General features: G+C 66.3%; 21 protein-coding genes and 1 tRNA gene. 7 read left to right on the plus strand and 15 right to left on the minus strand.

The genetic code is table 11. The features are described from left to right. Position 1 precedes the first annotated feature (1 nt). The gene (locus ACOGXA_RS07775; protein ID WP_419926695.1) at positions 2–931 is read left to right on the plus strand and encodes a hypothetical protein; all 930 of its coding nucleotides are present in this window, start codon (positions 2–4) and stop codon (positions 929–931) included. Between the two features lie 32 nt (positions 932–963). On the opposite strand, the gene ACOGXA_RS07780 is transcribed toward ACOGXA_RS07775, so the two are convergent. The 9 genes from ACOGXA_RS07780 to lgt form a co-directional block, all read right to left on the minus strand. Next, positions 964–1,039 (minus strand) — tRNA-Gly (locus ACOGXA_RS07780). Positions 1,040–1,100: 61 nt separating this feature from the next. Continuing rightward, entirely contained in the window at positions 1,101–1,703 is a 603-nt protein-coding gene (locus ACOGXA_RS07785) for a DUF4202 domain-containing protein (protein WP_419926696.1), read from the minus strand. Between the two features lie 9 nt (positions 1,704–1,712). Continuing rightward, entirely contained in the window at positions 1,713–1,940 is a 228-nt protein-coding gene (locus ACOGXA_RS07790) for a hypothetical protein (protein WP_419926697.1), read from the minus strand. Continuing rightward, on the minus strand, positions 1,940–2,221 hold the full coding sequence (locus tag ACOGXA_RS07795) for a hypothetical protein (protein WP_419926698.1): 282 nt from the start codon (positions 2,219–2,221) through the stop codon (positions 1,940–1,942). Before ACOGXA_RS07795 ends, ACOGXA_RS07790 begins: the two co-directional genes overlap by 1 nt. Positions 2,222–2,283: 62 nt before the next feature. Continuing rightward, positions 2,284–3,081, minus strand: a complete 798-nt coding sequence (locus tag ACOGXA_RS07800; protein WP_419926954.1) for a DNA-formamidopyrimidine glycosylase family protein — start codon at positions 3,079–3,081, stop codon at positions 2,284–2,286. Positions 3,082–3,093: 12 nt separating this feature from the next. Further along, positions 3,094–4,338 carry a trans-sulfuration enzyme family protein gene (locus ACOGXA_RS07805; RefSeq protein ID WP_419926699.1) on the minus strand — a complete coding sequence of 415 codons (1,245 nt, stop codon included), beginning with the start codon at positions 4,336–4,338 and terminating at the stop codon, positions 3,094–3,096. Further along, on the minus strand, positions 4,328–5,479 hold the full coding sequence (gene metX / locus ACOGXA_RS07810; RefSeq protein WP_419926700.1) for a homoserine O-acetyltransferase MetX: 1,152 nt from the start codon (positions 5,477–5,479) through the stop codon (positions 4,328–4,330). Before metX ends, ACOGXA_RS07805 begins: the two co-directional genes overlap by 11 nt. A gap of 412 nt (positions 5,480–5,891) precedes the next feature. Next, positions 5,892–7,058 (minus strand): DEAD/DEAH box helicase, encoded by a 1,167-nt coding sequence (locus ACOGXA_RS07815; RefSeq protein ID WP_419926701.1) that lies wholly within the window; start codon positions 7,056–7,058, stop codon positions 5,892–5,894. Positions 7,059–7,122: 64 nt separating this feature from the next. After that, complete coding sequence (lgt, locus tag ACOGXA_RS07820; protein WP_419926702.1) at positions 7,123–7,956, minus strand: prolipoprotein diacylglyceryl transferase; 834 nt, start codon at positions 7,954–7,956, stop codon at positions 7,123–7,125. 84 nt (positions 7,957–8,040) lie between these two features. Between lgt and ACOGXA_RS07825 the strand changes: the two genes are divergently transcribed. The 3 genes from ACOGXA_RS07825 to ACOGXA_RS07835 are packed head-to-tail and all read left to right on the plus strand — an operon-like array spanning position 8,041 to position 10,209. After that, the gene (locus tag ACOGXA_RS07825; protein WP_419926703.1) at positions 8,041–8,496 is read left to right on the plus strand and encodes a nuclear transport factor 2 family protein; all 456 of its coding nucleotides are present in this window, start codon (positions 8,041–8,043) and stop codon (positions 8,494–8,496) included. 37 nt (positions 8,497–8,533) lie between these two features. Further along, positions 8,534–9,319, plus strand: a complete 786-nt coding sequence (locus tag ACOGXA_RS07830; RefSeq protein ID WP_419926704.1) for an SDR family oxidoreductase — start codon at positions 8,534–8,536, stop codon at positions 9,317–9,319. Positions 9,320–9,333: 14 nt separating this feature from the next. Continuing rightward, positions 9,334–10,209 (plus strand): 3-keto-5-aminohexanoate cleavage protein, encoded by an 876-nt coding sequence (locus ACOGXA_RS07835; protein ID WP_419926705.1) that lies wholly within the window; start codon positions 9,334–9,336, stop codon positions 10,207–10,209. 12 nt (positions 10,210–10,221) lie between these two features. Here ACOGXA_RS07835 and ACOGXA_RS07840 read toward each other — a convergent pair whose 3' ends face one another. Then, on the minus strand, positions 10,222–11,826 hold the full coding sequence (locus tag ACOGXA_RS07840; protein ID WP_419926706.1) for an alpha-amylase family glycosyl hydrolase: 1,605 nt from the start codon (positions 11,824–11,826) through the stop codon (positions 10,222–10,224). Positions 11,827–11,862: 36 nt separating this feature from the next. Beyond that, on the minus strand, positions 11,863–12,957 hold the full coding sequence (locus ACOGXA_RS07845) for a Zn-dependent alcohol dehydrogenase (protein ID WP_419926707.1): 1,095 nt from the start codon (positions 12,955–12,957) through the stop codon (positions 11,863–11,865). Between the two features lie 161 nt (positions 12,958–13,118). On the opposite strand from ACOGXA_RS07845, the gene ACOGXA_RS07850 reads away from it, so the two are divergent. Together ACOGXA_RS07850 and ACOGXA_RS07855 are read left to right on the plus strand one after the other, a co-directional pair. Further along, positions 13,119–15,749 carry a hypothetical protein gene (locus tag ACOGXA_RS07850; RefSeq protein ID WP_419926708.1) on the plus strand — a complete coding sequence of 877 codons (2,631 nt, stop codon included), beginning with the start codon at positions 13,119–13,121 and terminating at the stop codon, positions 15,747–15,749. A 7-nt stretch (positions 15,750–15,756) separates the two neighbouring features. Continuing rightward, entirely contained in the window at positions 15,757–16,539 is a 783-nt protein-coding gene (locus ACOGXA_RS07855; RefSeq protein ID WP_419926709.1) for a hypothetical protein, read from the plus strand. A 27-nt stretch (positions 16,540–16,566) separates the two neighbouring features. On the opposite strand, the gene ACOGXA_RS07860 is transcribed toward ACOGXA_RS07855, so the two are convergent. Next, positions 16,567–19,299: a vitamin B12-dependent ribonucleotide reductase gene (locus tag ACOGXA_RS07860; RefSeq protein WP_419926710.1), complete on the minus strand. Its 2,733-nt coding sequence runs from the start codon at positions 19,297–19,299 to the stop codon at positions 16,567–16,569. A 338-nt stretch (positions 19,300–19,637) separates the two neighbouring features. Here ACOGXA_RS07860 and ACOGXA_RS07865 point away from each other — a divergent pair, with 338 nt between their 5' ends. Beyond that, positions 19,638–20,372: a dihydrofolate reductase family protein gene (locus ACOGXA_RS07865; protein WP_419926711.1), complete on the plus strand. Its 735-nt coding sequence runs from the start codon at positions 19,638–19,640 to the stop codon at positions 20,370–20,372. Between the two features lie 30 nt (positions 20,373–20,402). On the opposite strand, the gene ACOGXA_RS07870 is transcribed toward ACOGXA_RS07865, so the two are convergent. The 3 genes from ACOGXA_RS07870 to ACOGXA_RS07880 form a co-directional block, all read right to left on the minus strand. Then, positions 20,403–20,681 carry a hypothetical protein gene (locus ACOGXA_RS07870; protein ID WP_419926712.1) on the minus strand — a complete coding sequence of 93 codons (279 nt, stop codon included), beginning with the start codon at positions 20,679–20,681 and terminating at the stop codon, positions 20,403–20,405. 104 nt (positions 20,682–20,785) lie between these two features. Next, a complete protein-coding gene (gene dapE, locus ACOGXA_RS07875) occupies positions 20,786–21,850 on the minus strand; it encodes a succinyl-diaminopimelate desuccinylase (protein WP_419926713.1) in 1,065 nt (354 codons plus the stop codon). A 120-nt stretch (positions 21,851–21,970) separates the two neighbouring features. Continuing rightward, positions 21,971–22,795: a 2,3,4,5-tetrahydropyridine-2,6-dicarboxylate N-succinyltransferase gene (locus ACOGXA_RS07880; RefSeq protein WP_419926714.1), complete on the minus strand. Its 825-nt coding sequence runs from the start codon at positions 22,793–22,795 to the stop codon at positions 21,971–21,973. Between the last annotated feature and the right edge of the window lie 18 nt (positions 22,796–22,813).

Genomic DNA, 22,813 nt, shown 5'->3' on the forward strand with positions numbered 1-22,813 from the left:
GATGGGTGAGGCCGGCGAGCGCCTGCTGAGCCCGGAAGAGCTGGCCAAGCTCAGCCAACCGCCCCGGGCCGATCTGGTTGAGGCACTAGCCGACAGCCCAGAGACCGCCATCGAGGTGTTTCGGCGCATCGACCGGGCCTACCGGAACTTCACCGACGGATTCGGCGCGTGGATCGCCACCACCCAGCGGTTCGTGGCCGAGCGCTACGGCACAGACGGCCTGGCGCAGGTGGGCTCGGCCGACGACGCCTACCGGTCGGCGCTGTTGCATGGGCTGACCGACGAGGACATCACCGGCCGCCACCAGCCCGACCGGGCCGACGCCATCGCGCAGCTCATCGAAGCAGGCGATCACGTTGCCGCCATGGCCGCCTTCGACGCCTTGGAGGCCAGCTACCGCCGGATCCACGATGTGGAACGCGACCGGGTGGCGTCGGTGCTGTCGCAGGTGTACCGAGCCTGGGGGCCCGATGTGCTGGAGGAGAGCATCCGCTTCTCCGGTGAGCAGACGCTGCTGGGGTGGATGCCCCACGACGTGGCCCGACCGGCCGAGGTGCGGGTGCGGCAGTGGGCCGCCATGCAGAAGGGCAACTTCGCCGACATCACCGTGACCGAGACCGACGACGCCTTCACAATAACCCTGCACCCGTGCGGCACCTGCGGGCGGCAGGTGTCCGACGGCTGCTACGGAGAGAACCTGGACTTAGCCGTGGTTGCCGAGGATCACCCTCTCACCTTCGGACAGGGCCCCGCCCCCGTCTACCGCACCCATGTGGCGGTTATGCACTTTGTGGTGCCCATGGAGCGCACCGGGGTGCCGTGGCCGGTGATCCAGTGCCCCAAGGGGTTGGACGCGGGGCCCTGCCGGGTGATGCTGTTCAAAGACCCCGAGGCCACGCCGCCGGAGGCCTACCGGTTCGCAACTTCCTGATCAGCGCAAACGCTTGACAGGAATCATCAGCTTGGAGCGGATGACCGGGCTCGAACCGGCGACCTACACCTTGGCAAGGTGTCGCTCTCCCAACTGAGCTACATCCGCAGGGCTGCCCAGCATAGCAAGCAGCCAACTAGACACCCATTGCAATAGGCCAATGCCGGAATCAGCCCTTCGCTGCCCCCAACAGGGCCGCGGCCCGGTCGCCCAAATCCAGGTCTTGGGCGATACGGCGGGCGACAGGACTCATCTTGACCAGGGTCTTGGCCAGGACTTCGGCCATGCGGTCGTCGCCCAGCTTGTCGGCCAAATCGTCGAACTGGGTTTGCAGGAACACCAGGCACAAGGCGTCCTCGTGGGTCTGCACCCGGGGGTCGGTACCCAGGCCCTGCTTGGCTACGATGGCCGACACGTCGGCGGCGAAGTCGTCGTCATAGCCCGCCGCGGTGACAATGTCGGCCACCTCGGCGGCGTGGCGCCTGGCCTGGGCGGCCCGCCACCGCAGGTAGCCGGCCCGGCCCTCGGGGTAGTCAGATCGAGCCAGAGCCCAGCGCCGCAAATGGTGGGCTCGGGCGGCCACCAGCTGGGCGTCGTCGGCATCGGGATCGAGACGCTGCACCCATTCGGTCATCAGCTCGGCGTGGGCCAGTTCCTTGGGCCGGGCCGCCCCGTCCACCACGATGGTGTGGGGATCGTCGGCGTTGGCCGCGTCGATGGCGGCGAGCGCGGCGCTCAGCCGCTCGCTCGCGGCGGTGGCTTCAGCTCCCATTTCCCGAGATCAAGAGTCGGCGGGCGGGCGCAGGTCTACCCGCAAAATCAGAAAGCCGTCCTCAATGGCACCGGTGGCGTCGCCGATTATGGCGAAATCCTGGAAGTCCTCCTGGGCCCGGCGGATGAACAGGGTCCGCTCCTCACCACCCACCGGGGGCAGCGGGCGGCTCCTCACCGCCTCGGCCCGCTCCCGGAACCGGTTGATCATCGCCTCCACGTCCAATTCGTCGGCCATCAGCCGAGCGTATCTTCTGGCTCTGGGCCGTCCGGCGAATCGCCGCTACCCAGCCGGGGGCTGTCACCGGTTCGCACCCAATAAACCAACGTGCCCAACAGGGCTATCACGGCCACCGCTATCAACAGGGCCATCACCAGGCGAACCTCGTCGTCGGAATCAGACGGCGACGGGGGTTCGGCCGGCTGCTCTTGTGCGGTCGGATCAGATAGGTCTGAGGCCACCGCCGCTGTTCCCCATGCGGCAGTCCCCCACAACAGCGCCAGGGCAAGGATCCCCATCGCCGGCCACCTCATCTGCACAGCGTCCAGTCTCGCGCGGCAAATTGCCGCCGCGGGGCCGATCACCGCTGGTGTCGGGGGCAGGAGTAAGTGGTGCGGCCGCCGAAGGTCCGTCGATCCAAGAGCTCGCCGTCGCGGGGACAAGACCCGCCCCGGACTCGGGCCACGTGGAGATCGCCGGTGTGAGAGCCTCCCCGCTCAGCCAGTTCGTCGACCGTGGTACACACCGCTTCGGCCAGCCGCTCCTGCTCGGCCGTGCTCAGCGAACCCGCCTCCCGGGCCGGGTCCAGCCCAGACCGCCACAAGATCTCGTCCACCAGCAGGTTGCCAAGCCCGGCCACTCGCCGCTGGTCGAGCAACCGGGCCTTCAGCGCAGTGCGGCTGCCTTCGAGAGCGCCGGCCAGCTGCCCCGTCCTGAGCCCGTAGGCGTCGGGGCCGAGCTGGGAGACATCGGGGTCCAACTCCACGCCGCCCAAGCGCCGGGGATCAACGATGGCCAGAGTCCCCCCGTCGGCGAAACCCAGCTCGAAGCGCCGCCACTCGGGAGCTTCGCGAGCGCTGGAATACTCCAGCTTCTCGATCACGGCGTGGTCATCCACCACCAGCCTCCCGGTCATGCCGAACCGCAAGCCAAGCACAGCACTCGGCGAGCTGCCGGGGTCGCCGAAGTCAATCATCAGGAGCTTTCCGACCCGGCGCACTCCGGCCGCGGTCCGTCCGTCTAGCGCCAGGCCCAGCGCGTCGGCGTCAGCGCCTCCTTTGATGAACCAGTCATCGGGAGCATGCACTTGTGCGACCGTGCGCCCCACCGCCGCTTCGGCAGCCCGACGGTAGTACTCGACCTCGATGATCTCAGGCAGGGGATCCGCCCCTCAGTGGATTTCGGCGGTGGCCTTGTCGGCGGCGTGCCGCAAGTCGGCGACCACATCATCGCCGTGCTCCAGGCCCACCGAGACCCGGATGGTGCCCGGTCCGATCCCGGCTGCCTCCAGCTCCGAGGGCGTCAATCCGGCGTGGGTGGTGGACGCCGAGTGGGTGACCAAGGTCTCTGGGCCGCCAAGGGAAGTGGCGACCTGGGCCAGCCTCACTGCTTCGACAAACCGCTCCCCCGCCTCGTTTCCCCCGGCCAGGTCGAAGGCCAGCAATCCGCCGAACATCCTCATTTGCCGCTTGGCCAGCTCGTGCTGGGGATGGGAGACCAGCCCGGGATAGCGCACTGCTGCGACCCCGGGGTGGCCTGACAGCGCTTCGGCCAGTTGCAGGGCGGTTGCGCTCTGGCGTTCCATTCGAACTCCCAGAGTGCGCAGTCCCCTCAGGCCGTTCATGGCGTCGAACGGGGCGGCGTTGGCCCCCTGCAAGATGGCGAACGCCCACAGCGAGGCAATCAACTCCCCGCTGCCCGACACCACCCCCAGTGTGGCGTCATTGTGGCCACCGAGTCCTTTGGTGGCCGAGTGGATGCTCAGGTCTATGCCATAGTCCAGCGGCCGGGTGATGCTCGGCGGGGCGAAGGTGGCGTCCACCGCTTTCAGCGGACCCCGGATCGCCCCCAGTTCCTCCAAATCGACCAAGTCGAGGCGGGGGTTGGCCGGGGTCTCGGCGAACACCAGCATGGTCCGGCCCGGTCGCACCGCGGCTCGAAACGCCCCCGGCTCGGTGCCGTCCACAAAGGTCACGTCGATGCCGAAGCGGGGGCACACCGCCTGGAGCAGGAACTGAGTGCCGGAATAAAGCTGGCGCTGGGCGACGATGTGGTCGCCCGACGAGCACAGGCCCAGGATCACGCAGCTCACCGCGCCCATGCCCGACGCGAAGGCCCGGGCGGCCTCAGCCCCCTCCAGCTCGGCCATGGCCTCCTCGAAAGCCCGCACGGTGGGATTGCCGTTGCGGGTGTAGTAGCAGCTCTCGGTGGGATCGAGCGCCATGCGCCGACCAGCCTCAAGCGACGGTATGCGGAACGTGGTGGTGGGGTGCAGCGAAGGGGCCAACTCGGCACCGCCCGAGCGCCGGCCGGCCAACACGGCCAGGGTGTCGGGGTGGGAGAACCCTGCGGGGTCGGGCGCGGCCACTGCTTTGCTGCTGTCGGCCGCCGCACCCCAGCCTGGCTCAGGCGACACTGCTCCCCACCTTCTCCAAGAAATCCTTGATGGCCTGGCCCACCGCTTCGACTTCGAGCAGGAACCCGTCGTGGCCGTGGGGGCTGTCCACCAAGGAGTACACGCACCGCCCGCCGGCCCCGACCAACGCATCGTGGAGCTCGACCTGCTGGCGAGGGGGATACAGCGTGTCGCTGGTGATGCTCAGCGACAGCACCGGCGAGGTGATCCGGGAGACGGCCGCGGCGATGCCGCCCCGGTCTCGGCCTATGTCGTGCAAGTCCATCGCCCGGTTGAGCACCAGATAAGTGTTGGCGTCGAACCGGCGGACCAGCTTCTCCCCGTGATAGTCGAGGTATGACTCCACTTGGAACCGGTCCCAGGCGCCGTACACCGAGTGGGTGTCGAACAACTCCCGGCCGAAGCGGTCCTCGAACACCTCGTCGGATCGGTAGGTGATCTGAGCCAGCGAGCGGGCGATGGCCAGACCGGCATGGGGGCCTTGGCCGGGCGGGTTGTCGTAGTAGTCGCCCCCCCGCCAGTTGGGGTCCAGCGCCAAGGCGGTGCGGCCCACCGCCGACCAGCCGATCTGCTGGGCGCTGGCCGCCATGCAACCGGCCAGCGAGCACACCGAGCTCACCCAGTCGGGGAACATTACCCCCCACTCCAGGGCCTGCATGGCCCCCATGGAGCCCCCCACCACCGTCAGCCACCGCCTGACGCCCAGATGGTCGGCCAGCCGGCGCTGGGAGCGCACGATGTCGCGCACCGTCACCGTGGGAAACGACGAGCCGTAGGGCAGGCCGGTGTCGGGGTCGGGCGACGCCGGGCCGGTGGTGCCCTGACAGCCGCCCAGCACGTTGGCGCACACCACGAACAGCTCGTTGGTGTCGATGGCCTTGCCCGGCCCGACCATCTCCCCCCACCAGCCGGGGGTGGGATGGCCGTAGCCTGCCCCGCCCGACACGTGGGAATCGCCGGTCAGGGCGTGGCAGATCAGCACGGCGTTGGATCTGTCGGAGGCCAGCTGCCCCCACGTCTCATAGGCCACGGTCACTTCCCGCAGTGCCCCGCCGCCCTCCAACTCGAAGGAGTGAGGGCGGTCGAGGGTGAAGAACTGGCGGTTGCCCGGGGGATCGCCGGGCAGCCACGCCCCGGTCACCGGCAGATCTGCGCTGTAGCCCCGTGGATGGCGCGCACCGATCGCGCCCCGGTCCCCCGGGCCCGGAACAGACTCGAGCTCCCGTGGATGGCGCGCACCGATCTCGCTGTCGTCCGATTCGGCGGGAGGACGCGGGTCGCGGCTGGGGTTCTCGTCTGCCGGCATGGTTCTCCCTTCGCCTGTCTAGGGGAGGGCCACTGTCTCCACAGCGTTCACGCACGGACACTTGGTTGCCCCGGCCGAACCAGGGGCCACATCCCCCGCCGAAGCGGGCGAGCACCTTGGGTGTCCCTCCCAGGTTGCTGGACCCCCCGCCCGAGCACGCTGTCCCAGGCGGCGAGCCGCTCTTGATGTACCCCACCAGGCTAGCGGGGGCATGATCTCAGGCTCAACCCTTTGCTGTTTCTGCGGGTCAGACGGCCTCGGCCACCGGGTCCCAGCGGTCGAGGGCGTCCAGGCGATCATCGTTGGAGAACATCTCCACGATGGGGACGTCCAGCGACAGCCGGCGCTGGAGCCGCTTGACCACCAGCTCCTCGTTCCACAGCGACAAGGTCACGGCCATGCCCGACTCCCCGGCCCGGGCGGTGCGGCCCGAACGGTGCAGATAAGTCTTGTGGTCGGGCGGCGGGTCGTAGTGGATCACCACGTCCACGTCATCGATGTGCAAACCCCGGGCGGCCACGTCGGTGGCCACCAGCGCCTGAATCTCACCAGACGCGAACCGGGCCAGAGAGCGCTCCCGAGCCTGCTGGCGAAGGTCGCCGTGGATGGGCTCGGCCTGCACGTTCTCGGACTTGAACTTCCGAGCCAGACGGTCGCACCCATGGCGGGTGGCGGAGAACACCAGGGTGCGCTTGGAAGCCCGGATAATGGCCGCAGCCACTTTGACCTTGTCCATCTCATGGACGGCCACAAAACGGTGCTGCATCTCGTCCACCGTCACCTGCCGGGATTGGACCTCGTGGCGGACCGGATCGCTTTGATAGCGGCGCACCAGGGCGTCCACCGCCCCGTCCAGGGTGGCGGAGAACAGCAGGGTCTGGTGGCGGGACTCCACATGGCGAAGGATCCACTCCACCTGGGGCAAAAAGCCCATGTCGGCCATGCGATCTGCCTCGTCGACCACCACGATCTCCAGCTTGGCCACCGACACCGCCTTTCGGTCGATAAGGTCGATCAGCCGACCGGGGGTGGCCACCATGATGTCGAGGCCGTCCTTGATCTTTTTGATCTGGGCCTCCATGGGGGCCCCGCCGTAGATCGGATCCAAGGTCAAGTCCCGGTGCCGGGCCAGCGGGCGCAACTCCTCGGCCACCTGGACGGCTAGCTCTCTCGTGGGGACCAAGACCAATCCCCGCACCCAGTGGGAGGCGGCATGGGAGAGGTTCTCCACCATGGGAAGGCCGAAGGCCAAGGTCTTGCCCGACCCGGTTTTCGCCTTGCCGCACACGTCTCGGCCCGCGAGCGCGTCGGGGATGGTAAGGGTTTGAATGGGGAACGGGGCTTGGATGCCCCGTTCTTTGAGCGACGCCACCAAATCTGAGGCCACGCCCAAAAAGCGGAATTCTTCTGTCATCTATGGTGCGGGCTACGGAAGGAAGCGAAATTGATCGTCAACCCGCACGCCAATGATACCGGCTCTAGGACTCCAAGGAGATGTTTTCAGCATCAGGATCGTCGGACACGGGATCGCCGTCGCCGCCTCGGCCCCACAACAGGTAGGCCACCGAGCCGACGATCAGGGCCAGCATCACCCATATATTGACCCGCACCCCCGCCAATTCGCTGGCGAAGTCCACCCGAATGGTCTCTATCCACAGCCGCCCCAGCGAGTAACCCAGCACGTACAGACCGAACAGTCGGCCGGGCTTCAGAGTGAAGCGCTTGCCTGCCCACAGCAGAAACCCGACCAGCGCCAGATTCCATATGCACTCGTACAAGAACGCAGGGTGGAAGATCTCGTCGTCGAGGTATTGCAACCGCCGGTGTTCGGGGTCGATCTCCAGAGCCCACGGCAGGTCGGTGGGCCGCCCGTACAACTCCTGGTTGAACCAGTTACCCCACCGCCCGATGGCCTGTCCCAGCGGGAGGGCGGGCGCCATCGAGTCGGCGATGTCCGACAGGGGGATGCCCCTTTGGCGGGCGAACACCCACAAGACGATTGCCGCGGCGATGACTCCGCCGGGAATGCCCAGTCCGCCCTCCCAGATCTGCCAGGCATCGCCCCAATTGCCTTGATAGGACTTCCAATCGGTGATCACGTGGTAGATCCGGGCGCCGATGAGCCCGGCGACCACCGCCCACACGGTGACCGAGCTGGCCAGCTCGGGGGAATGGCCCCGCCGGGTGAACAGCCGGGTGAACAGCCAGGCCGCGGCCAATACACCGAGGGCGATCATCAGGCCGTAGGCCCGCAGATCCAAAGAGCCGATCTCCAGGCTGTCGGCGCCGGGACTGGGAATCGATGCTGGCATCACCGCTCCACTCTGCCACGCCCCAGCCCCGATGACTTATCCCAGGCTGCGAGCTGCCTGCTTGATCGGATTAGATTGCACCCCATGAGCGACAGCGCACGATTGATCGAGAACCTCCTCTACACCTACGCCGAGCGAATCGACGCCGGCAACCTCGAGGGGGTGGCCGAACTCTTCAGCCACGGGCGCATCGTGGCCACCCCCGACGCCCCGATGGAAACCGTTGTGGCCGGTCGCGACGAGGTGCTGGGCATGTACCAAGGCTCCACCCGCCTCTACCCCTGCGGCACGCCCAAAACAAAGCACGTCACCACCAACGCCATCATCTCCGCCGACGACGATGCCGGCACCGCTTCGGCCCGCTCCTACTACACCGTCTTCCAACAGCTCGACGACTTCCCGCTCCAGCCCATCATCACCGGCCGCTACCACGACACCTTCCACCGCATCGACGGCGTTTGGTGGTTCGACACCCGCATCATGCTGGTGGACCAACTCGGCGACCTCAGCCGCCACCTGCTGTTCGAGCTGGAGCTGTGAGGCTGGCGGCCGGCTCGATTGCCGGCAAGGGGCTCCAATGACCGAACTCACCCCCACCAACCTGTTCGGACTCGACGGCAAGGTCGCCCTGGTCACCGGGGGCGGGCGAGGCATCGGCGCCATGATCGCCGAGGGTCTTTTGGGCGCCGGAGCCCGGGTGATCATCTCCTCCCGCCGCCAAGACCAACTCGACGAGGCGGCGGCAGAGCTGTCGGGCATCGGCCCAGTGGAGGCCATCGCCGCCGACTGCTCCACCGAGCAGGGCTGCAAGAGCCTGGCCCAGGCCGTGGGCGAGCGCACTGAGCGTCTGGACATCCTGGTCAACAACGCCGGGGCCACCTGGGGGGCGCCGATGCGGGAGTTCCCCGACTCGGCCTGGGACAAAGTGCTGAACCTGAATGTGAAGGGGGTATTCCAGTTGACCGTGGCTCTGCTCCCCTTGCTGGAAGCGGCGGCCACCCCCGATTATCCCGCCCGGGTGATAAACCTGGGTTCGATTCAAGGGCTCCAAGCCCCCGACATCGAGAATTACTCGTATTCGGCCAGCAAGGCCGCGGTCCACCACATGACCCGGGTCTTGGCCAAGAAGCTGGGTTCCAGCCACATCACGGTCAACGCCATCGCCCCGGGGGCTTTCTACACCAAGATGATGGCCCACACCCTGGACAATTTCGGCGATGAGATCGCGGCGGCCACCGCTTTGGGACGGCTGGGGCAGCCAGAGGACATGGCCGGGGCGGCCATATTCCTGGCGGGACGGGGCGGGTCGTATCTCACCGGGGCGGTCATCCCGGTGGACGGCGGCTACTCCACCACTCTCTAGGCGGGTTGTCGCCCATGTCACCGGTGTTCATCGAAGTCCGGGCCAACGAGTACACCGGCCGAGACGCCAACCCCAACGTCCCCTGGTCGATCAACGAGCTGATCGCCGATGCGGTGGCCTGCGCCGAGGCTGGAGCTTCGGTCTACCACTTCCACGGGAGAGATCCGGCCACCGGGGCGCCGGTGTGGGATGCCGATACCCTGGGCTCGGTGGTCGCCGGGGTGCGCGAGGCGTGCGATCTCATCTTGATGCCCACCCTGGGGGCCTCCACCGTGCCCGACCCCCACGCCCGGCTGGCCCCCGTGCTGGAGATGGCCGCCGATCCGGTTACCCGGCCCGAGTTGGCCCCCATCGACCTGGGCAGCTTCAACATCGATCCCTACGACCCGAGGGCTGGTGCCTTCGGCAATCCCGACATCGTGTACGTGACCCCGCTGCGGGCACTGAGGGAGATGGTGGCCGCCGTCGCCGAGGCCGGCATGAGGCCGATGGGCGCGCTGTGGACGGTGGGGTCGGCCCGGCTGCTGGCGGCGTTTCTGGACACCGGGGATGTGGCCGCGCCCGCCTATGGCGAGGTGACGCTGTCGGACTCGTGGCTGTCGGGGCACCCGGCCACGGTGGACGGATTGGATGCCATGACCCGCTTCCTCCCCGACGACGGCCGAGCTGTGTGGGGTTGTCTGGCCTACGGGGCCGATCTGCGGAAGTTGGCGCCGGAGGTGATCGCCCGCGGCGGTCATCTCGTCGCCGGGCTGGGCGACTATCCCTATCTGGAGCTGGGCGCCCCCACCAACGCCGACATCGTGGCTGCGCTGGCCGGCTGCGTGGCTGACGCGGGGGCCGAGTTGGCTACCGTCGGCCAGACTCGGGCGATGCTGGGGCTGGACTGAGCCCAGATCGCGTCAGGGCACCGGAACCAGGAGGACACCCTCGGGGGCGTCGAGTCCGACGGCCGACTCGGCCACTTCCCCCGCAGAGCGCTGTGATGAGAAGGCCAGCCGCCACTGGCCCGGCGGGAGCTGAAAGTCGGTGGCAACATTGCCCACGTTGAGGGCGCACACGCAATCGCCCCGCCGAAAGCCGATCACCGGCGCCGTCCGGTCGGTCAGCCATTCCAGTTCGCCGGAGTGGAGGTCTTCGAGCCCATGGCGCACCGCCAACAGCTCCCGGTACTTGTGGAGGATCGAACCCGGGTCGTCGCGCTGGGCGGCCACGGTTTCCTCGTCGTTCCGGCCAATCGGCAGCCACGGCTCGGCGCCATCGGTGAACCCGCCCGCCGACCCCGGCGACCACGGCATGGGCGTGCGGCATCCGTCGCGGCCGTCGGCGGGGTTCTGATTGCGGGTGGCCACCGGATCCTGGCGCTGCTCCCGGGGCACGTCCACCTCTTCGAGGCCCAGCTCGTCGCCCTGGTAGAGGAACGGCAAGCCGGGCAGGGCGAACAGCAGCACGCAATAGGCCAGCGCCCGTGACTGGCCAAGCTCACCGCCACCCAGCCGGGACGGGGCGCGGGGGTCATCATGGCTGCTGATGGCCCACGACAAGTCCCGGGGGGCGGCGTCGAGCGCATCTCGGAACGTGGACCACATGGCCGACGGTTCCCAGGGGGTGTGCATGGGGGCGAAATAGAAGGCCCGGTGCAGCCCGTCCTGGTTGGCCACGTACCGGCTCACCCGATTGGGGTTGTTGTCCCTCAGGTAGACCTCCCCCAACAACAGGGCGTCATAGCGCTCAGCGATGGCCCTCCAGCGGCGGTAGATGGCAGCGTTGCCCGCTTGGTCGAGGTCGTAGCGATGGTCGAAGCAGCCGAACGCCTGGCGGGGACTCATGTCGGGGGTGACCGGGAACCGCTGCGGGTTGTCGGGCATGAGCATGTTCTTGACCATGCCATGGGCCACGTCCACCCGGAAGCCGTCCGCACCGCGATCCAGCCAGAACTCCAGCACCTGGTCGAACTCCCGAACCAGTTCGGGGTTGGACCAGTTCAGGTCGGGCTGCTCGGGCAAGAACAGATGCAGGTAGTACTGCTCGGTGGCCTCGTCGAAGGTCCAGGCCGGCCCGCCGAAGTGCGATATCCAGTTGTTGGGGGGGCCGCCCCCCAGAGCCGGGTCCCGCCAGTGGTAGTAGCCCCGCATGGGGCGGTCGGGGTCGGCCCTGGAGGCCTGGAACCACGGGTGCTGGTCGGAGGAGTGATTGGGAACAAGGTCGATGAGCACCCGCAGCCCCAGCCGATGGGCCTCGGCGATGCAGGCGTCGAAGTCGCCCAATGTGCCGAACAGCGGGTCGACCCCGGTGTAGTCGGCCACGTCATAGCCGAAATCGCGCATGGGCGACGGGTAGAAGGGGGTGATCCACACGATGCCGACCCCTAGCCAGGCCAGGTATTCCAGCCTCTCGGTGAGGCCGGGCAGATCGCCCACTCCGTCGCTGTTGCCGTCGGCGAACGAGCGGATGTACACCTCGTAACCCACCTCGCGGTCCCACCAGCGAAGGCTGCTTTGGGCCATGCTCAAGAGTTCCTGTCCGTCCGGGAGATGGGCTTGTCAGTTGAAGGCGATGACGCTGCGCACCACGTCGCCGGCCTTCATGGCTTCGAAGCCCTCGTTCACGTCGTCGAGGGTGATGGTGGCCGACACCATCTCATCGAGCATCAGGCGGCCGTCGAGGTAGAGGTCGACGAGGCGGGGCATGTCCACCCGGAACACGTTGGAGCCCATCAGCGACCCCTGAAGCCGCTTGTCCGACATGAACAGTTCCTGCCCCTCGATCTCCACCTTGGTTCCGGGGGGAATCATGCCCATCACGGTGGCCGTTCCCCCTCGGCGGATCATCCCGAACGCTTGCTGGGCGGTGAGGGCCAGGCCAATGGCCTCAAAGGAGTAGTCCACACCGCCGCCGGTCAGCTCCAAGACCTGCTCCACCGGGTCGCCGACGGCGGGATTGACGGCGTGGGTGGCGCCCAGCCGCAGGGCGGTGTCCAACTTTCGGGCTTCGAGGTCTACTGCGATGATCGTGGTCGCCCCGGAGATGCGGGCGGCTTGGATCGACGACATGCCCACCCCGCCGCAGCCGATCACCGCCACCGACGAACCGGGCTCCACTCCGGCGGTGCGGAACACCGCGCCGGTGCCGGTGGTTACCCCGCAGCCGATGAGCGCGGCCCGGTCCATCGGCATGTCGCCGCGAACCTTCACCACCGCGTTCTCGTGTACCAGCATCTGCTCGGCGAATGACGACAAGTTGGCGAACTGGAACACCTCCTGGCCGCCGCGGCTGAGCCGGGCGGGCTCTTCCGGGGAGCGAACGCACTCGACCCGACTTCTCAGGCACAAGTACGGCTGGCCGCTCAAGCACACCTCGCAGCGCCCGCAGAACACCGACAAACAGCAGATGACGTGATCGCCGGGCTGCACCTCCCGCACATCGGGTCCCACCGCTTCCACCACCCCGGCGGCCTCGTGGCCGAGCACGATGGGACGGGGCACCACCCAGCCCTCGGTCTCCATGAAGTGCAGGTCGCTGTGGCACAGCCCCGAGGCCGCGGTCTGCACCAGCACCTCATTGCCGACCGGCGCGGCGACATCCACTTCGTCCACCACCAGATCGTCTTGACCATCCAAAAACAGCGCTGCTCTCATCGCTTCCCCTTTTTCTTCTGACCTTTGACCATCTATCGGATTGCCATCCGACCAATAGGCCAAAGACAAAGTGTCACTGCCAGTTCCTATTGTGACCGGCATGGCCGAACCTGTACGAACCAAGCTACGCCTTGCGAACCTACCCAGAGATGAGAACTGCCGTGGCTGAGCGGACGGCCAGGGCAACCGCCGACAACAATGTCCAAGACGTCATCAGTGCCATCGACAACTACACCTGCGGGCCGATCCGAGCCTTGGCCCAGGATCCGCCGCAAAACTCGATGGACGCCCGGCGCGATGGTCAGACGGTCCATGTCGCCTACCAAGTCTTGCTCCGCCGTAATGAGAACGGAGACCAGCTACGGATCATGACCATTGCCGACCGGGGCACCACCGGCCTAGACGGCCCCATCCTCACTGCCGATGACTTAGCAGAGCGGGAGCAGGACCAAGGGCAGCTCGTCATCCAATCTGGTGAGAACTGGGCCGCTTGGGAGGCGATGCGATACACCAAATCCGGGGAGGACAGCCTCGGCAGCCGTGGCCAAGGCAAGTACGCCTACTTGTACCACTCGCTGCACCATCCACCGGGGGCATCGACTGGTCTGCCGAAGCACGCCGGGCGAGTGGTCATCCTCTACGACACGTTGCTGCCCAACGGGGAATACCGCCTCGGTGTCCGATACCACAACCCTTCCTCCAAAGTCGTCGAACCGCCATTTCTTGGCGATGAGGCCCGCCGAATCATCGCCACTTCATACGATGATGACCACTTCTCCATCCCGCTCAATTTGAAACCGCTGTCGGAGCCCGGCACCAGAGTCATCATCCCCTTCCTCTCCAAGGAAGCTGTTGAAGCCGTTGAAAGCGGAGAACTGGCCCATTGGCTGCAAGTGGAGTGGTGGCGCCCCATCCAAAAGGAAGAGTTGGAAATTACCGTCACTGGCAGTGACGGCTTGACTCGCACCATCGGGGTCCCGGACTTCTGGCAGAGCCAACCCTGGAACACCCACAACACGCGCTCTCGCACCCATGAGCAGATCAAGTTGCCGAGCCACAACCAGGACGACCCCCGCATCATCAAGCGCGTGGTTCTGTTTCACGACAGTGGCCTGGCCAGCGAAGACATCGAGGGGCCCGCCCAAATCAACGGGGTACAGCTGCTCCGTGGTGGCCAGTGGATCGTCACGCTGGAGATGAGCGAGTTCTCAGACTGGATCCCCAAAGAACACCGCGGGGGATTCCGGGGCTTCGTGGAGTTCGACCGCCGCCTCGACCGCGCGCTGCGCGAGATCGAGAACCCAGCCCACGACGGCTACAACCGGAGAAAGGGGATCTACCAAGAGATCGTCCAGGAAATTCGCAACGCAGTCAAAGAGTTCGCAATCCAGCGAGGATGGCACGACTCCGAGGATGTCGCTCCAGACCCGAGGTTCGACACCCTCGTCCAAGAGTTTGCCCGGCTGTTCGTTGCCCCCGAATCAGGAAGGCACACCCCTTCACCGGCCGAGTGGCGCTGCCAGGTAAACGCCGCCTACCCCGACCCGGCAATCGCCCATGCCAACTGGGGAGATGCCATCCGGTTAGACAGCACCTGCTACCGGCGTCCTTCCGCCGACGGCGAGCCCATCACATTCGAAGCTGCGCTCATAAGGCCGGATGGGTCGGAAGCAAGCGCTTTTGCTCGGCGCAGTCAGAACATGAGAAGCCGATCAGATGAGGAGTCCACGGCCGGGGTCAACTTCGGCGAACTTCAGGTCAACCATCCCGGGCGGCCGGATTCACCCTTCACCGAATCGGGCCGGTATTCAATCAAGGTGACTTGCACCAACCGAGGTGAAGCCGTCACCACGGGCAAGTGCTCGTTCTATGTGGCCTGCGACCCTCCTGAGCCAGCAATCAATCCTGTAACCATCCAGCTTCGAGCCTTCAATCCTGAAGATGGGAGCAAGGTCATCCCCCAGGACGGAGAACTCCGCTGGGAGGCAACGATCAGAAACCGGGGCCAGACATCGGTAGAAGGAGTTCTAGCCATCGCCTTAGATGAGCATCTTCTCCTAAGAGACGCCGCCGAACTTGACCGGATTGCGGTTGGAGATCAACCGCAGATCCTGACTCGGGACGGCTCGGCCAGGATTCACCAAGGCGCCCCGCGCGATGGGGCCCTCCCTCTCGATTGGGACAGCTCGGTCCGTTCTCAGCAAACGGGACCTGAACATCTGACCGAAATTGTCCTGCCCCTTGCCGACGGTCGATACGCGGTACAAGCTTCACTGGAGCAAACAGGTGAGACCCTGGCAACGGCAAGAGCCTTGATATGGGTGGGAACCCCACCAGATGAGGACCAGGCCGGGGACATTCCGTTCGTCGTCACTCAAGTGGAGGAACCACTAGCCCCGCGTTGGCGGTTAGAGCATCCCGGACAACCGGGCGATCCGCATACGCTGCTTTGGTCAGCAGCAAATCCGGTTTACAACGTGGTCCGCAATGCTCGCCGGCCTTCTCGAGGCATGTCTAGACCACCGCAAGAGGAGTATCTTGGGGAGATCATTGCCGAAGCTCTCATCGACTGGGCGGTGCAGGAACTACGGCACTCCGCTGATGAAGGCCGAATTCGCCTGGTATCAGCTAGAATTCTGGCATCAAGCCCTGAGTTGGGGGAACAATTCGAGGATCGGGTCGAGCGCTTGATTGCAAAGGAAGCTGAGAATGACCCTCTAGGGTATGGCCAAGCCCAACGGGACATGGCTGCCCTAATGGTGGAAGTCGCTCGACTGACCCGGGGACGATGAGGGCATGATGCCCGGGATATTGCGATACCGGTCGTCAAACGGCGATCTTCTGGCTCAGGTGTTCACCCGCGGTCGTCATTCGGGATTGCCCCACCACTTCGCAGCAGCCGACAACCTCGATCGCCGGATCGACTCTGTGCTGGACCAAGCAGCTGAGCAAGGCTCATCAACGTCCCATGCAAGCATCCCTGCGGCATTCACCAAGGCATGGGTTATCGGCAAGGCGTTCCGTGATTCCAGGATTCTGGAAGACGAATCCCTCATGGGCGAAGATCCAGACTTCATTTGGGAGGTTTTGGCCAACAAAGCGGCCATGGCCATTCGACATGACGGGAGTTTTGAAGCTCGCTGGGGTGACTTGCGACCACCCCTTGAACCTGCGGTCGGTACGCCCATCCGGGCCCGTAAACCCAGAAAGGCCGACCACTGGGCGAGATGCACCTGGCTGGCCGAGCAGAGCCACGCCGACGCAGGGGAGACATTCGGAGGGCTGGTCACCAACGTATGGAACATGTACGACCGCACCCCTTTGCGGCCACTCGTGCTTCGAAGAGCCCTTCTTGGATGGCTGGCGCAGCTGCCGAGCGGAAGCGCCGAACGGGTCACTGAGACCAAGCCGTTTCTCGACCTCCTCAAGCAGCTCAGCCAAAGATGGCCAGCGAGGGGCCTGCGCTCTGCAATCCAGCCGGTTCACTATGGGATGGAGGACCTGCTTGCAGAAATTGATCGCTGTGTCGACCTGTCGAGGATTCTGGCCGAGAGCTCAAAGCCGGCTGCGGCTGTGGGTTAGCAAGATGTTTCAGGGAAAACCGGCCGGCTAGGAGCAGCCGGAGGTGGTGCCGCAGCCGGGGCAGGCGTGGCAGCTTCCGGCCCGGACCATGAGGACGCCGCAATCGAAGCAGACCGGGGCAGCCGCGTCCCGAGGGGCTTGCCGGGTGAACGGCGACGGCGGGTCGGGCTCCACAACATGGCCGGACACAGTGACCGGAACCTGCTCCTCCACGCCGGGCAGGGTGGGTTGGATGCGCTCGTCGGTGGTGTAGATGCCCAAGCCGAATCGCTCCTCGGGCTCGAGGTACTCCACCGCCAGCTTGCGGAAGAGATAGTCGATCAGGCTGGTGGCGATGCGGACCTCGGGGTCGTCGGTCATCCCGGCCGGCTCGAAGCGCATGCCGGTGAAGGCATCCACATAGGCCCGCAGCGGCACCCCGTATTGCAGGCCGTGGCTCACCGCCATGGCGAACGCGTCCATGACCCCGGCCAGCGTGGAGCCCTGCTTGGACACCCGGATGAAGATCTCGCCGGGGCGGCCGTCCTCGTACTCACCTACGGTGGCGAACCCCTTGCAGTCGGCCACCCGGAACTCGAAAGTACGACTGGAGCGGGACCGGGGCAGCCGACGGCGCTCAGGCTGTGCCGACTGCGGCTCCACTGCCGAACCCGAGGCCTGATCGGGCTGGGCGGCCGAGGCGCCGGCTACCGACAGCGGCTGTCCCAGCTTGCAGTTGTCCCGGTACACAGCCAGGGCCTTGACCCCCATATGCCAAGCATCCACGAACAGCTGCTTCACCTCTGCCGCTGAGGTGTCCTCGGGGACGTTGACCGTCTTGCTTATGCCCCCCGAGAGCCAGGGCTGCACCGCGGCCATCATGGCGACATGGCCGTTGGGTGAGATGGCGTTGTCGCCCATGGAGCAGGCGAACACCGGCAAGTGGGCCTCATCCAGATGGGGCGCTCCCACCACCGTGCCCCGCTCTTGAACGTGGGCCTCGATGTCGGCGACCTGCGCGGGGCTGTAGCCCAGTCGATGCAGCGCCCGGCCGACCGTCTGGTTGACGATTGACACGGTGCCGCCGCCCACCAGCTTCTTGGTCTTCACCAGGCCCAAATCGGGCTCGATGCCAGTGGTGTCGCAGTCCATCATGAACGAGATGGTGCCGGTGGGCGCCAGCACGGTGGCCTGAGAGTTGCGGACGCCTGCTGTGTCCCCCCACTCCACCGCGGCATCCCACGCGGCCCGAGCCGCGTCGAGCACGTCTTGGGGCACCGGCTCGCCTTCCAGTCGGCTCAGCGCGTCCCGGTGCATCCGCAACACCCGCTGGGTTGATTCCCGATTCTCGGCGAATCCCTCGAACGGGCCGAGGCGGGCGGCCATGCGGCCTGAGATCTCGTAGGCCACACCGGTCATCAGCGCGGTGACCGAGGCGCCCAGTCCCCGGCCCTCGTCAGAGTCATAGGCCAGGCCCAAGGCCATGAGCGCGGCGCCCAGATTGGCATAGCCCAAGCCCAGTTGGCGGAACCGACGGGTGTTGGCCCCGATCCGCTCAGTGGGATAGTGCGATGGGCCGACCAAGATCTCCTGAGCCACGGTCATCACCCGAACCGCAGCGCTGAAGCCCTCCACGTCGAACCCACCGTCGGCGTCGAAGAAAGACAGCAGGTTCAAGCTGGCCAGGTTGCAGGCGGAGTTGTCCAAGTGGAGGTATTCCGAACAGGGGTTGCTGGCGGTGATCCGCCCGGAGTTGGCCGCCGTATTCCATCGATTGATGGTGGTCTCGAACTGCACCCCGGGGTCGGCGCACTCCCAGGCGGCGTCCGCGATCTGAGCCAGCAAGCCTCGAGCCGACACCTTCTCAACTATTTCGCCGGTGGTGCGAGCGGTGAGATGCCACTCCCCGTCATCTACCACCGCAGACATGAACTCGTCGCTCAACCGAACCGAGTTGTTGGCGTTCTGATATTGGATGGAGTGGACATCGGCGCCGTCGAGACCCATGTCGAACCCGGCGTCTCGAAGTGCCCTGGCCTTGCGCTCTTCAACGGCCTTGCACCAGATGAACTCGGCCACATCGGGGTGGTCGGCGTCCAGCACCACCATCTTGGCTGCCCGCCGGGTCTTGCCCCCCGACTTGATGGTGCCGGCCGACGCATCGGCCCCCCGCATGAAGCTCACTGGGCCGCTGGGGGCACCCCCGCCGCTCATCTTCTCCCGCCGGGAACGGATGCGGCTCAAGTTGACGCCCGCCCCCGACCCGCCTTTGAAAATGCGACCCTCCTCCCCATACCAGTCGAGGATCGACTCCATGGTGTCGTCTACCGCCAGGATGAAACAGGCGGATGACTGCGGCACCGCGCCGGGAACCCCGAGGTTGAACCAAACCGGCGAGTTGAACGCCGCACGCTGATGGACCAGCAGCCAGCGAAGCTCGTCGGCGAACGCCTCGGCTTCCTCGGACTCGGCCAAATGCCCCGACTCGGTGCCCCACGCCACCAGCGTGTCCACCACCCGGTCGATTACCTGGCGCAGGGAAGTCTCCCGCTCCGGGGTTCCCAATCCGCCTCGGAAGTACTTCTGGGTCACGATGTTGCCCGCATTGACCGACCAGTCGACCGGAAACTCCACATTCGCCTGCTCGAAGGCGACCTCGCCATCGGCACCGGTGATTCTGGCATCGCGGCGGCGCCAGACCACGTCGTCGTAGGGATGGCTGTCGGCACGGCTGTAGTAGCGGCTCAGGCCGATCCTGGTGCGGTCAGATGCCAGAGCCATCAGCACTCCTCCAAGGAATGCGGCCCTGATAAGCGCATTCCCCCCTCATATTCTAGCGGTGACGCTTGAGGCTGCGGCGTGAGCGGCCAGGTCAAAGGAGCCTCATCATGAGACCTGCCAGCCCGCTCAAGCGCCGGGCTGGACCCCTCAAGGAGTCGCCTGAACCCCACTATGGTCGTCGGCGCCAGCCACCATTCCGGCCCCTCACACCGCAGCAGAAAACCACCGTAGAGCATGAAGCCTGTGGACAGTAAGGAGGAGAATAGGGATTCCCTGTGGATTTCAGGTGAATATCCGGAGACTCGCCGAACCGAGACGCCTGCTACGGTCGGCAGCAGGTGGATCAGCTGCTCCCTCGGTTTGTCTCCGACGTCAACCCGGTCGCTCTGTATGCGTCTGACAGCCGCGACCCGCACCCCGACCGCCCATGGCTGATGTTGAACATGGTCACCTCCGCAGACGGCGCGACATCGGCCAGCGGCGTGTCGGGCGGCTTGTCGAGCCCGGAGGATCGCGAGGTTTTCGCGGCTATCCGGGCAGTGTCCGACGTGATACTGGTCGCGGCAGAGACCGTGCGGCGCGAGGGCTATGGGCCGCCCAAGACCTGCCCGGAGGCGGCCGAGGCCAGAGCAAGCCGGGGCCAATCGCCGAGGCCGCGCGTGGCCGTGGTGAGCCGCTCGCTGGATCTTGACTTCACCGCCCCGCTGTTCGACGACCACCCCCCGCCGATGCTGTTCACCGTGGCCGACCCGCCCCCTGATCGCCTGGCCCGGGCCGAGGCGGCAGCGGCAGTCCATCGGCTGGGCACCCACCGCGTGGACTTGCCCGAGGTGTTGCGCCGGATAGGCCAATCGGGCGCCCGGGTTGTGCTGGCCGAGGGCGGGCCCAGTCTCAACGGCCAGATCTTGGCCGCAGGGGTGTTGGACGAGATGTGCTGGACGATCTCGCCAACGCTGGCCGGTGGCGATACCCCTCGCATGACGCAAGGCGCCCCTCCCCGGATCGACCGGCTCAAGCTGGTGCGGGTGCTGGCCCAGGGCCACACCCTGTTCTTGCGCTATCTCGCTCATTGATCGGCCCCCATTCCCACCGCACCCGGCTGATCAGCGGCCGCGGGAGCTGACCGGCAGGGCGGTGTCGCCCACGATCACATAAGCCGGCTCTGACTGGGACAGCCCCGCGGCCGGCACCTCGGGGGACAGCGACCAGTGGAGCTTGGCGGCTAGGAGCGAACTGGCCCACAGCACGAGAAACAAGGCGGACACGGTCAGCGCTCGCCGAAACCAGTACACCTTGGCCGGCAATCGCCGGGATGCCGGCAGCTCAGGGCGGTAGTCGGGCGCCAACGCCAATGCGGGACGGGCCAATGGTTGATCAAACATGGGTAAAGCCATGAGACCATTGTCCAGACCGCGGTGACAGTTTGTCGGCCAGCAGGTCAAATGTGCCTGTCAAGCTGGCGTTTTGGAAATTTCAGCGGAGAGCTTCAGCCCGCGGTGAGAAGGTTTTCCAAACAGAGCCGATACGACTCGACCGCAGCTCGATCCACCCGCTCTTCAGCAGTGTGGGCCAGCGTCGGGTCGCCAGGCCCGCAATTGGCCGCAGGAATGCCCTGCTCGGCGAAGAAGGCCACATCGGTCCACCCCAGCTTGGCCCTGATCTCCAGGTTGTTGTCCCTGACCAGTCGTTGCAGCACCGGATGGCCCAAGCCCGGCGGGGCGCCCGGCGCATGCTCGGTCACCTCGAAGTGGTCGTCGTCGTCCAGCACCGGAGCCAACAGTGCTCGCAGGGCGGTTTCGGCGGCAGCACCGTCCAAGTCGGGAGCGTATCGATAGCCCAGGGTGACCTCGGCGCGGTCAGGCACCACATTGCCGGCTACCCCGCCGCTGACGGCCACTGCCTGAAGCGACTCCCGATATTGGCACCCGTCGATCACCGGAGTACGAGGCTCGTGCGCCTCCACCAGCCTCAACAGTGTGCCCAACCGGTGAATGGCGTTGACCCCCATCCAAGGTCGGGCGGTGTGGGCCCGAGCGCCGGTCAATGTCACCACTGCCCGCATCGACCCCTGGCAGCCCGCCTCCACCGCTCCACCGGTGGGCTCGCCCAAGAGGGCCGCGTCGGCCGCCAGCAGGTCGGGGCGGGCGTCGAAAACCTCCCGAAGCCCGCTGTCGGCAATTCGCACTTCTTCGCGGGCATAGAACAGCCATGTGACATCGACCGAAGGCTCGGCGACCCTCGCGGCCAAATCCAGCATGACCGCTAGAGCCGCCTTCATGTCCGCGGCCCCCAGACCCCACACCACATCGCCGTCGATGCGGGCCACCGCGTTGTTGTTGGCAGGCACAGTGTCGCTGTGGCCACCGATCAGCACCCGCCGGGGCCGCCCTAGATCGGTTCGGGCCACCACGTTGTCGCCCACACGATCCACGGTGAGCCCTGGCACGGCCCTCAGCCGAGCCTCGATGAGGTCGGCGATCGCGCCCTCCTCGTAGGACACCGATGCCACATCGATCAACTCGGCCGTTTCGACCAGCAGATCAGCGCTCATCGCCGCACTCGACAACCCTTGGCCGACAGATCAGCGCTCATCGCCGCACTCCGTCGAAGATCTTCGACAGGCCGGTGCCCGCTGGACGCCCAGAACCGACAGCCTGAGGACGAAACACCACTACGTCGCCGCTCCGTGGTCGCGGAGCACGGCATTCAGCTGGGCCTTGTCATGGCGCTCGCCAGGCTCAAGATGCTTGATCACCAAGACGCAGGGCATGCCGAACGTCCCGCCGGCGAATTCCCGGGGCCGGGTGGCCGACACTGCGACCGTCCAGTCGGGGACCAAGCCGCGGCCCAACTCCTCGCCGGTGGCGGCGTCGATCACCGGGATCGATCCGGTGAGCACGCACCCCGCGCCCAAGACCACCCCGTCGCCTAGCCGAGCACCATCGGCCACGATGCAGCGGCTGCCCACCAGGCAGTCGTCGCCCACCAATACGGGCACTGCCTGGGGGGGTTCCAGCACCCCGCCGATGCCCACCCCGCCGGACAGGTGGACGTTGGCCCCGATCTGGGCGCACGATCCCACAGTGGCCCAGGTGTCGACCATGGTGTTGGCCCCCACCCGGGCGCCGATGTTCACATAGCTGGGCATCATTATCACGCCCCGGTCCAGAAACGATCCCCAGCGGGCCGACGCCCCGGGCACCACCCGCACACCAGCAGCCTGGTAGTCGGACTTGAGGGGAATCTTGTCGGCATACTCGAACGGCCCCAACTCCATGGTCTCCATCTGGGCCATGGAGAAAAGCAGCAGAATGGCCTGCTTGAGCCACTGGTGGACCACGACATCACCGCTGTCGCCCACTTCAGCCACCCGGGCGGCCCCGTTGTCCAGCAGGTCGATAGCGCTGGTGACCGCGGCCCGGGCATCGGGATCGCCATCGGTGATCGGGGTCGGGTCAGCCCATAGTGCCTCGATCCGGGCTTGCAGATCGCTCATTCGCTCAACCTCGCAATG

This window comes from Candidatus Poriferisocius sp. (assembly GCF_965208475.1).
Classification (GTDB): domain Bacteria; phylum Actinomycetota; class Acidimicrobiia; order Acidimicrobiales; family Bin134; genus Poriferisocius.

What these genes read in the sequence shown, in the direction of transcription:
- ACOGXA_RS07775 (WP_419926695.1), top strand. Translation starts at nt 2, where the DNA reads ATGGGTGAGGCCGGCGAGCGCCTGCTGAGCCCGGAAGAGCTGGCCAAG.
- ACOGXA_RS07785 (WP_419926696.1), bottom strand. Translation starts at nt 1,703, where the DNA reads ATGGGAGCTGAAGCCACCGCCGCGAGCGAGCGGCTGAGCGCCGCGCTC.
- ACOGXA_RS07790 (WP_419926697.1), bottom strand. Translation starts at nt 1,940, where the DNA reads ATGGCCGACGAATTGGACGTGGAGGCGATGATCAACCGGTTCCGGGAG.
- ACOGXA_RS07795 (WP_419926698.1), bottom strand. Translation starts at nt 2,221, where the DNA reads ATGGGGATCCTTGCCCTGGCGCTGTTGTGGGGGACTGCCGCATGGGGA.
- ACOGXA_RS07815 (WP_419926701.1), bottom strand. Translation starts at nt 7,058, where the DNA reads ATGACAGAAGAATTCCGCTTTTTGGGCGTGGCCTCAGATTTGGTGGCG.
- lgt (WP_419926702.1), bottom strand. Translation starts at nt 7,956, where the DNA reads ATGCCAGCATCGATTCCCAGTCCCGGCGCCGACAGCCTGGAGATCGGC.
- ACOGXA_RS07825 (WP_419926703.1), top strand. Translation starts at nt 8,041, where the DNA reads ATGAGCGACAGCGCACGATTGATCGAGAACCTCCTCTACACCTACGCC.
- ACOGXA_RS07830 (WP_419926704.1), top strand. Translation starts at nt 8,534, where the DNA reads ATGACCGAACTCACCCCCACCAACCTGTTCGGACTCGACGGCAAGGTC.
- ACOGXA_RS07835 (WP_419926705.1), top strand. Translation starts at nt 9,334, where the DNA reads ATGTCACCGGTGTTCATCGAAGTCCGGGCCAACGAGTACACCGGCCGA.
- ACOGXA_RS07840 (WP_419926706.1), bottom strand. Translation starts at nt 11,826, where the DNA reads ATGGCCCAAAGCAGCCTTCGCTGGTGGGACCGCGAGGTGGGTTACGAG.
- ACOGXA_RS07845 (WP_419926707.1), bottom strand. Translation starts at nt 12,957, where the DNA reads ATGAGAGCAGCGCTGTTTTTGGATGGTCAAGACGATCTGGTGGTGGAC.
- ACOGXA_RS07855 (WP_419926709.1), top strand. Translation starts at nt 15,757, where the DNA reads ATGCCCGGGATATTGCGATACCGGTCGTCAAACGGCGATCTTCTGGCT.
- ACOGXA_RS07860 (WP_419926710.1), bottom strand. Translation starts at nt 19,299, where the DNA reads ATGGCTCTGGCATCTGACCGCACCAGGATCGGCCTGAGCCGCTACTAC.
- ACOGXA_RS07870 (WP_419926712.1), bottom strand. Translation starts at nt 20,681, where the DNA reads ATGTTTGATCAACCATTGGCCCGTCCCGCATTGGCGTTGGCGCCCGAC.
- dapE (WP_419926713.1), bottom strand. Translation starts at nt 21,850, where the DNA reads ATGAGCGCTGATCTGCTGGTCGAAACGGCCGAGTTGATCGATGTGGCA.
- ACOGXA_RS07880 (WP_419926714.1), bottom strand. Translation starts at nt 22,795, where the DNA reads ATGAGCGATCTGCAAGCCCGGATCGAGGCACTATGGGCTGACCCGACC.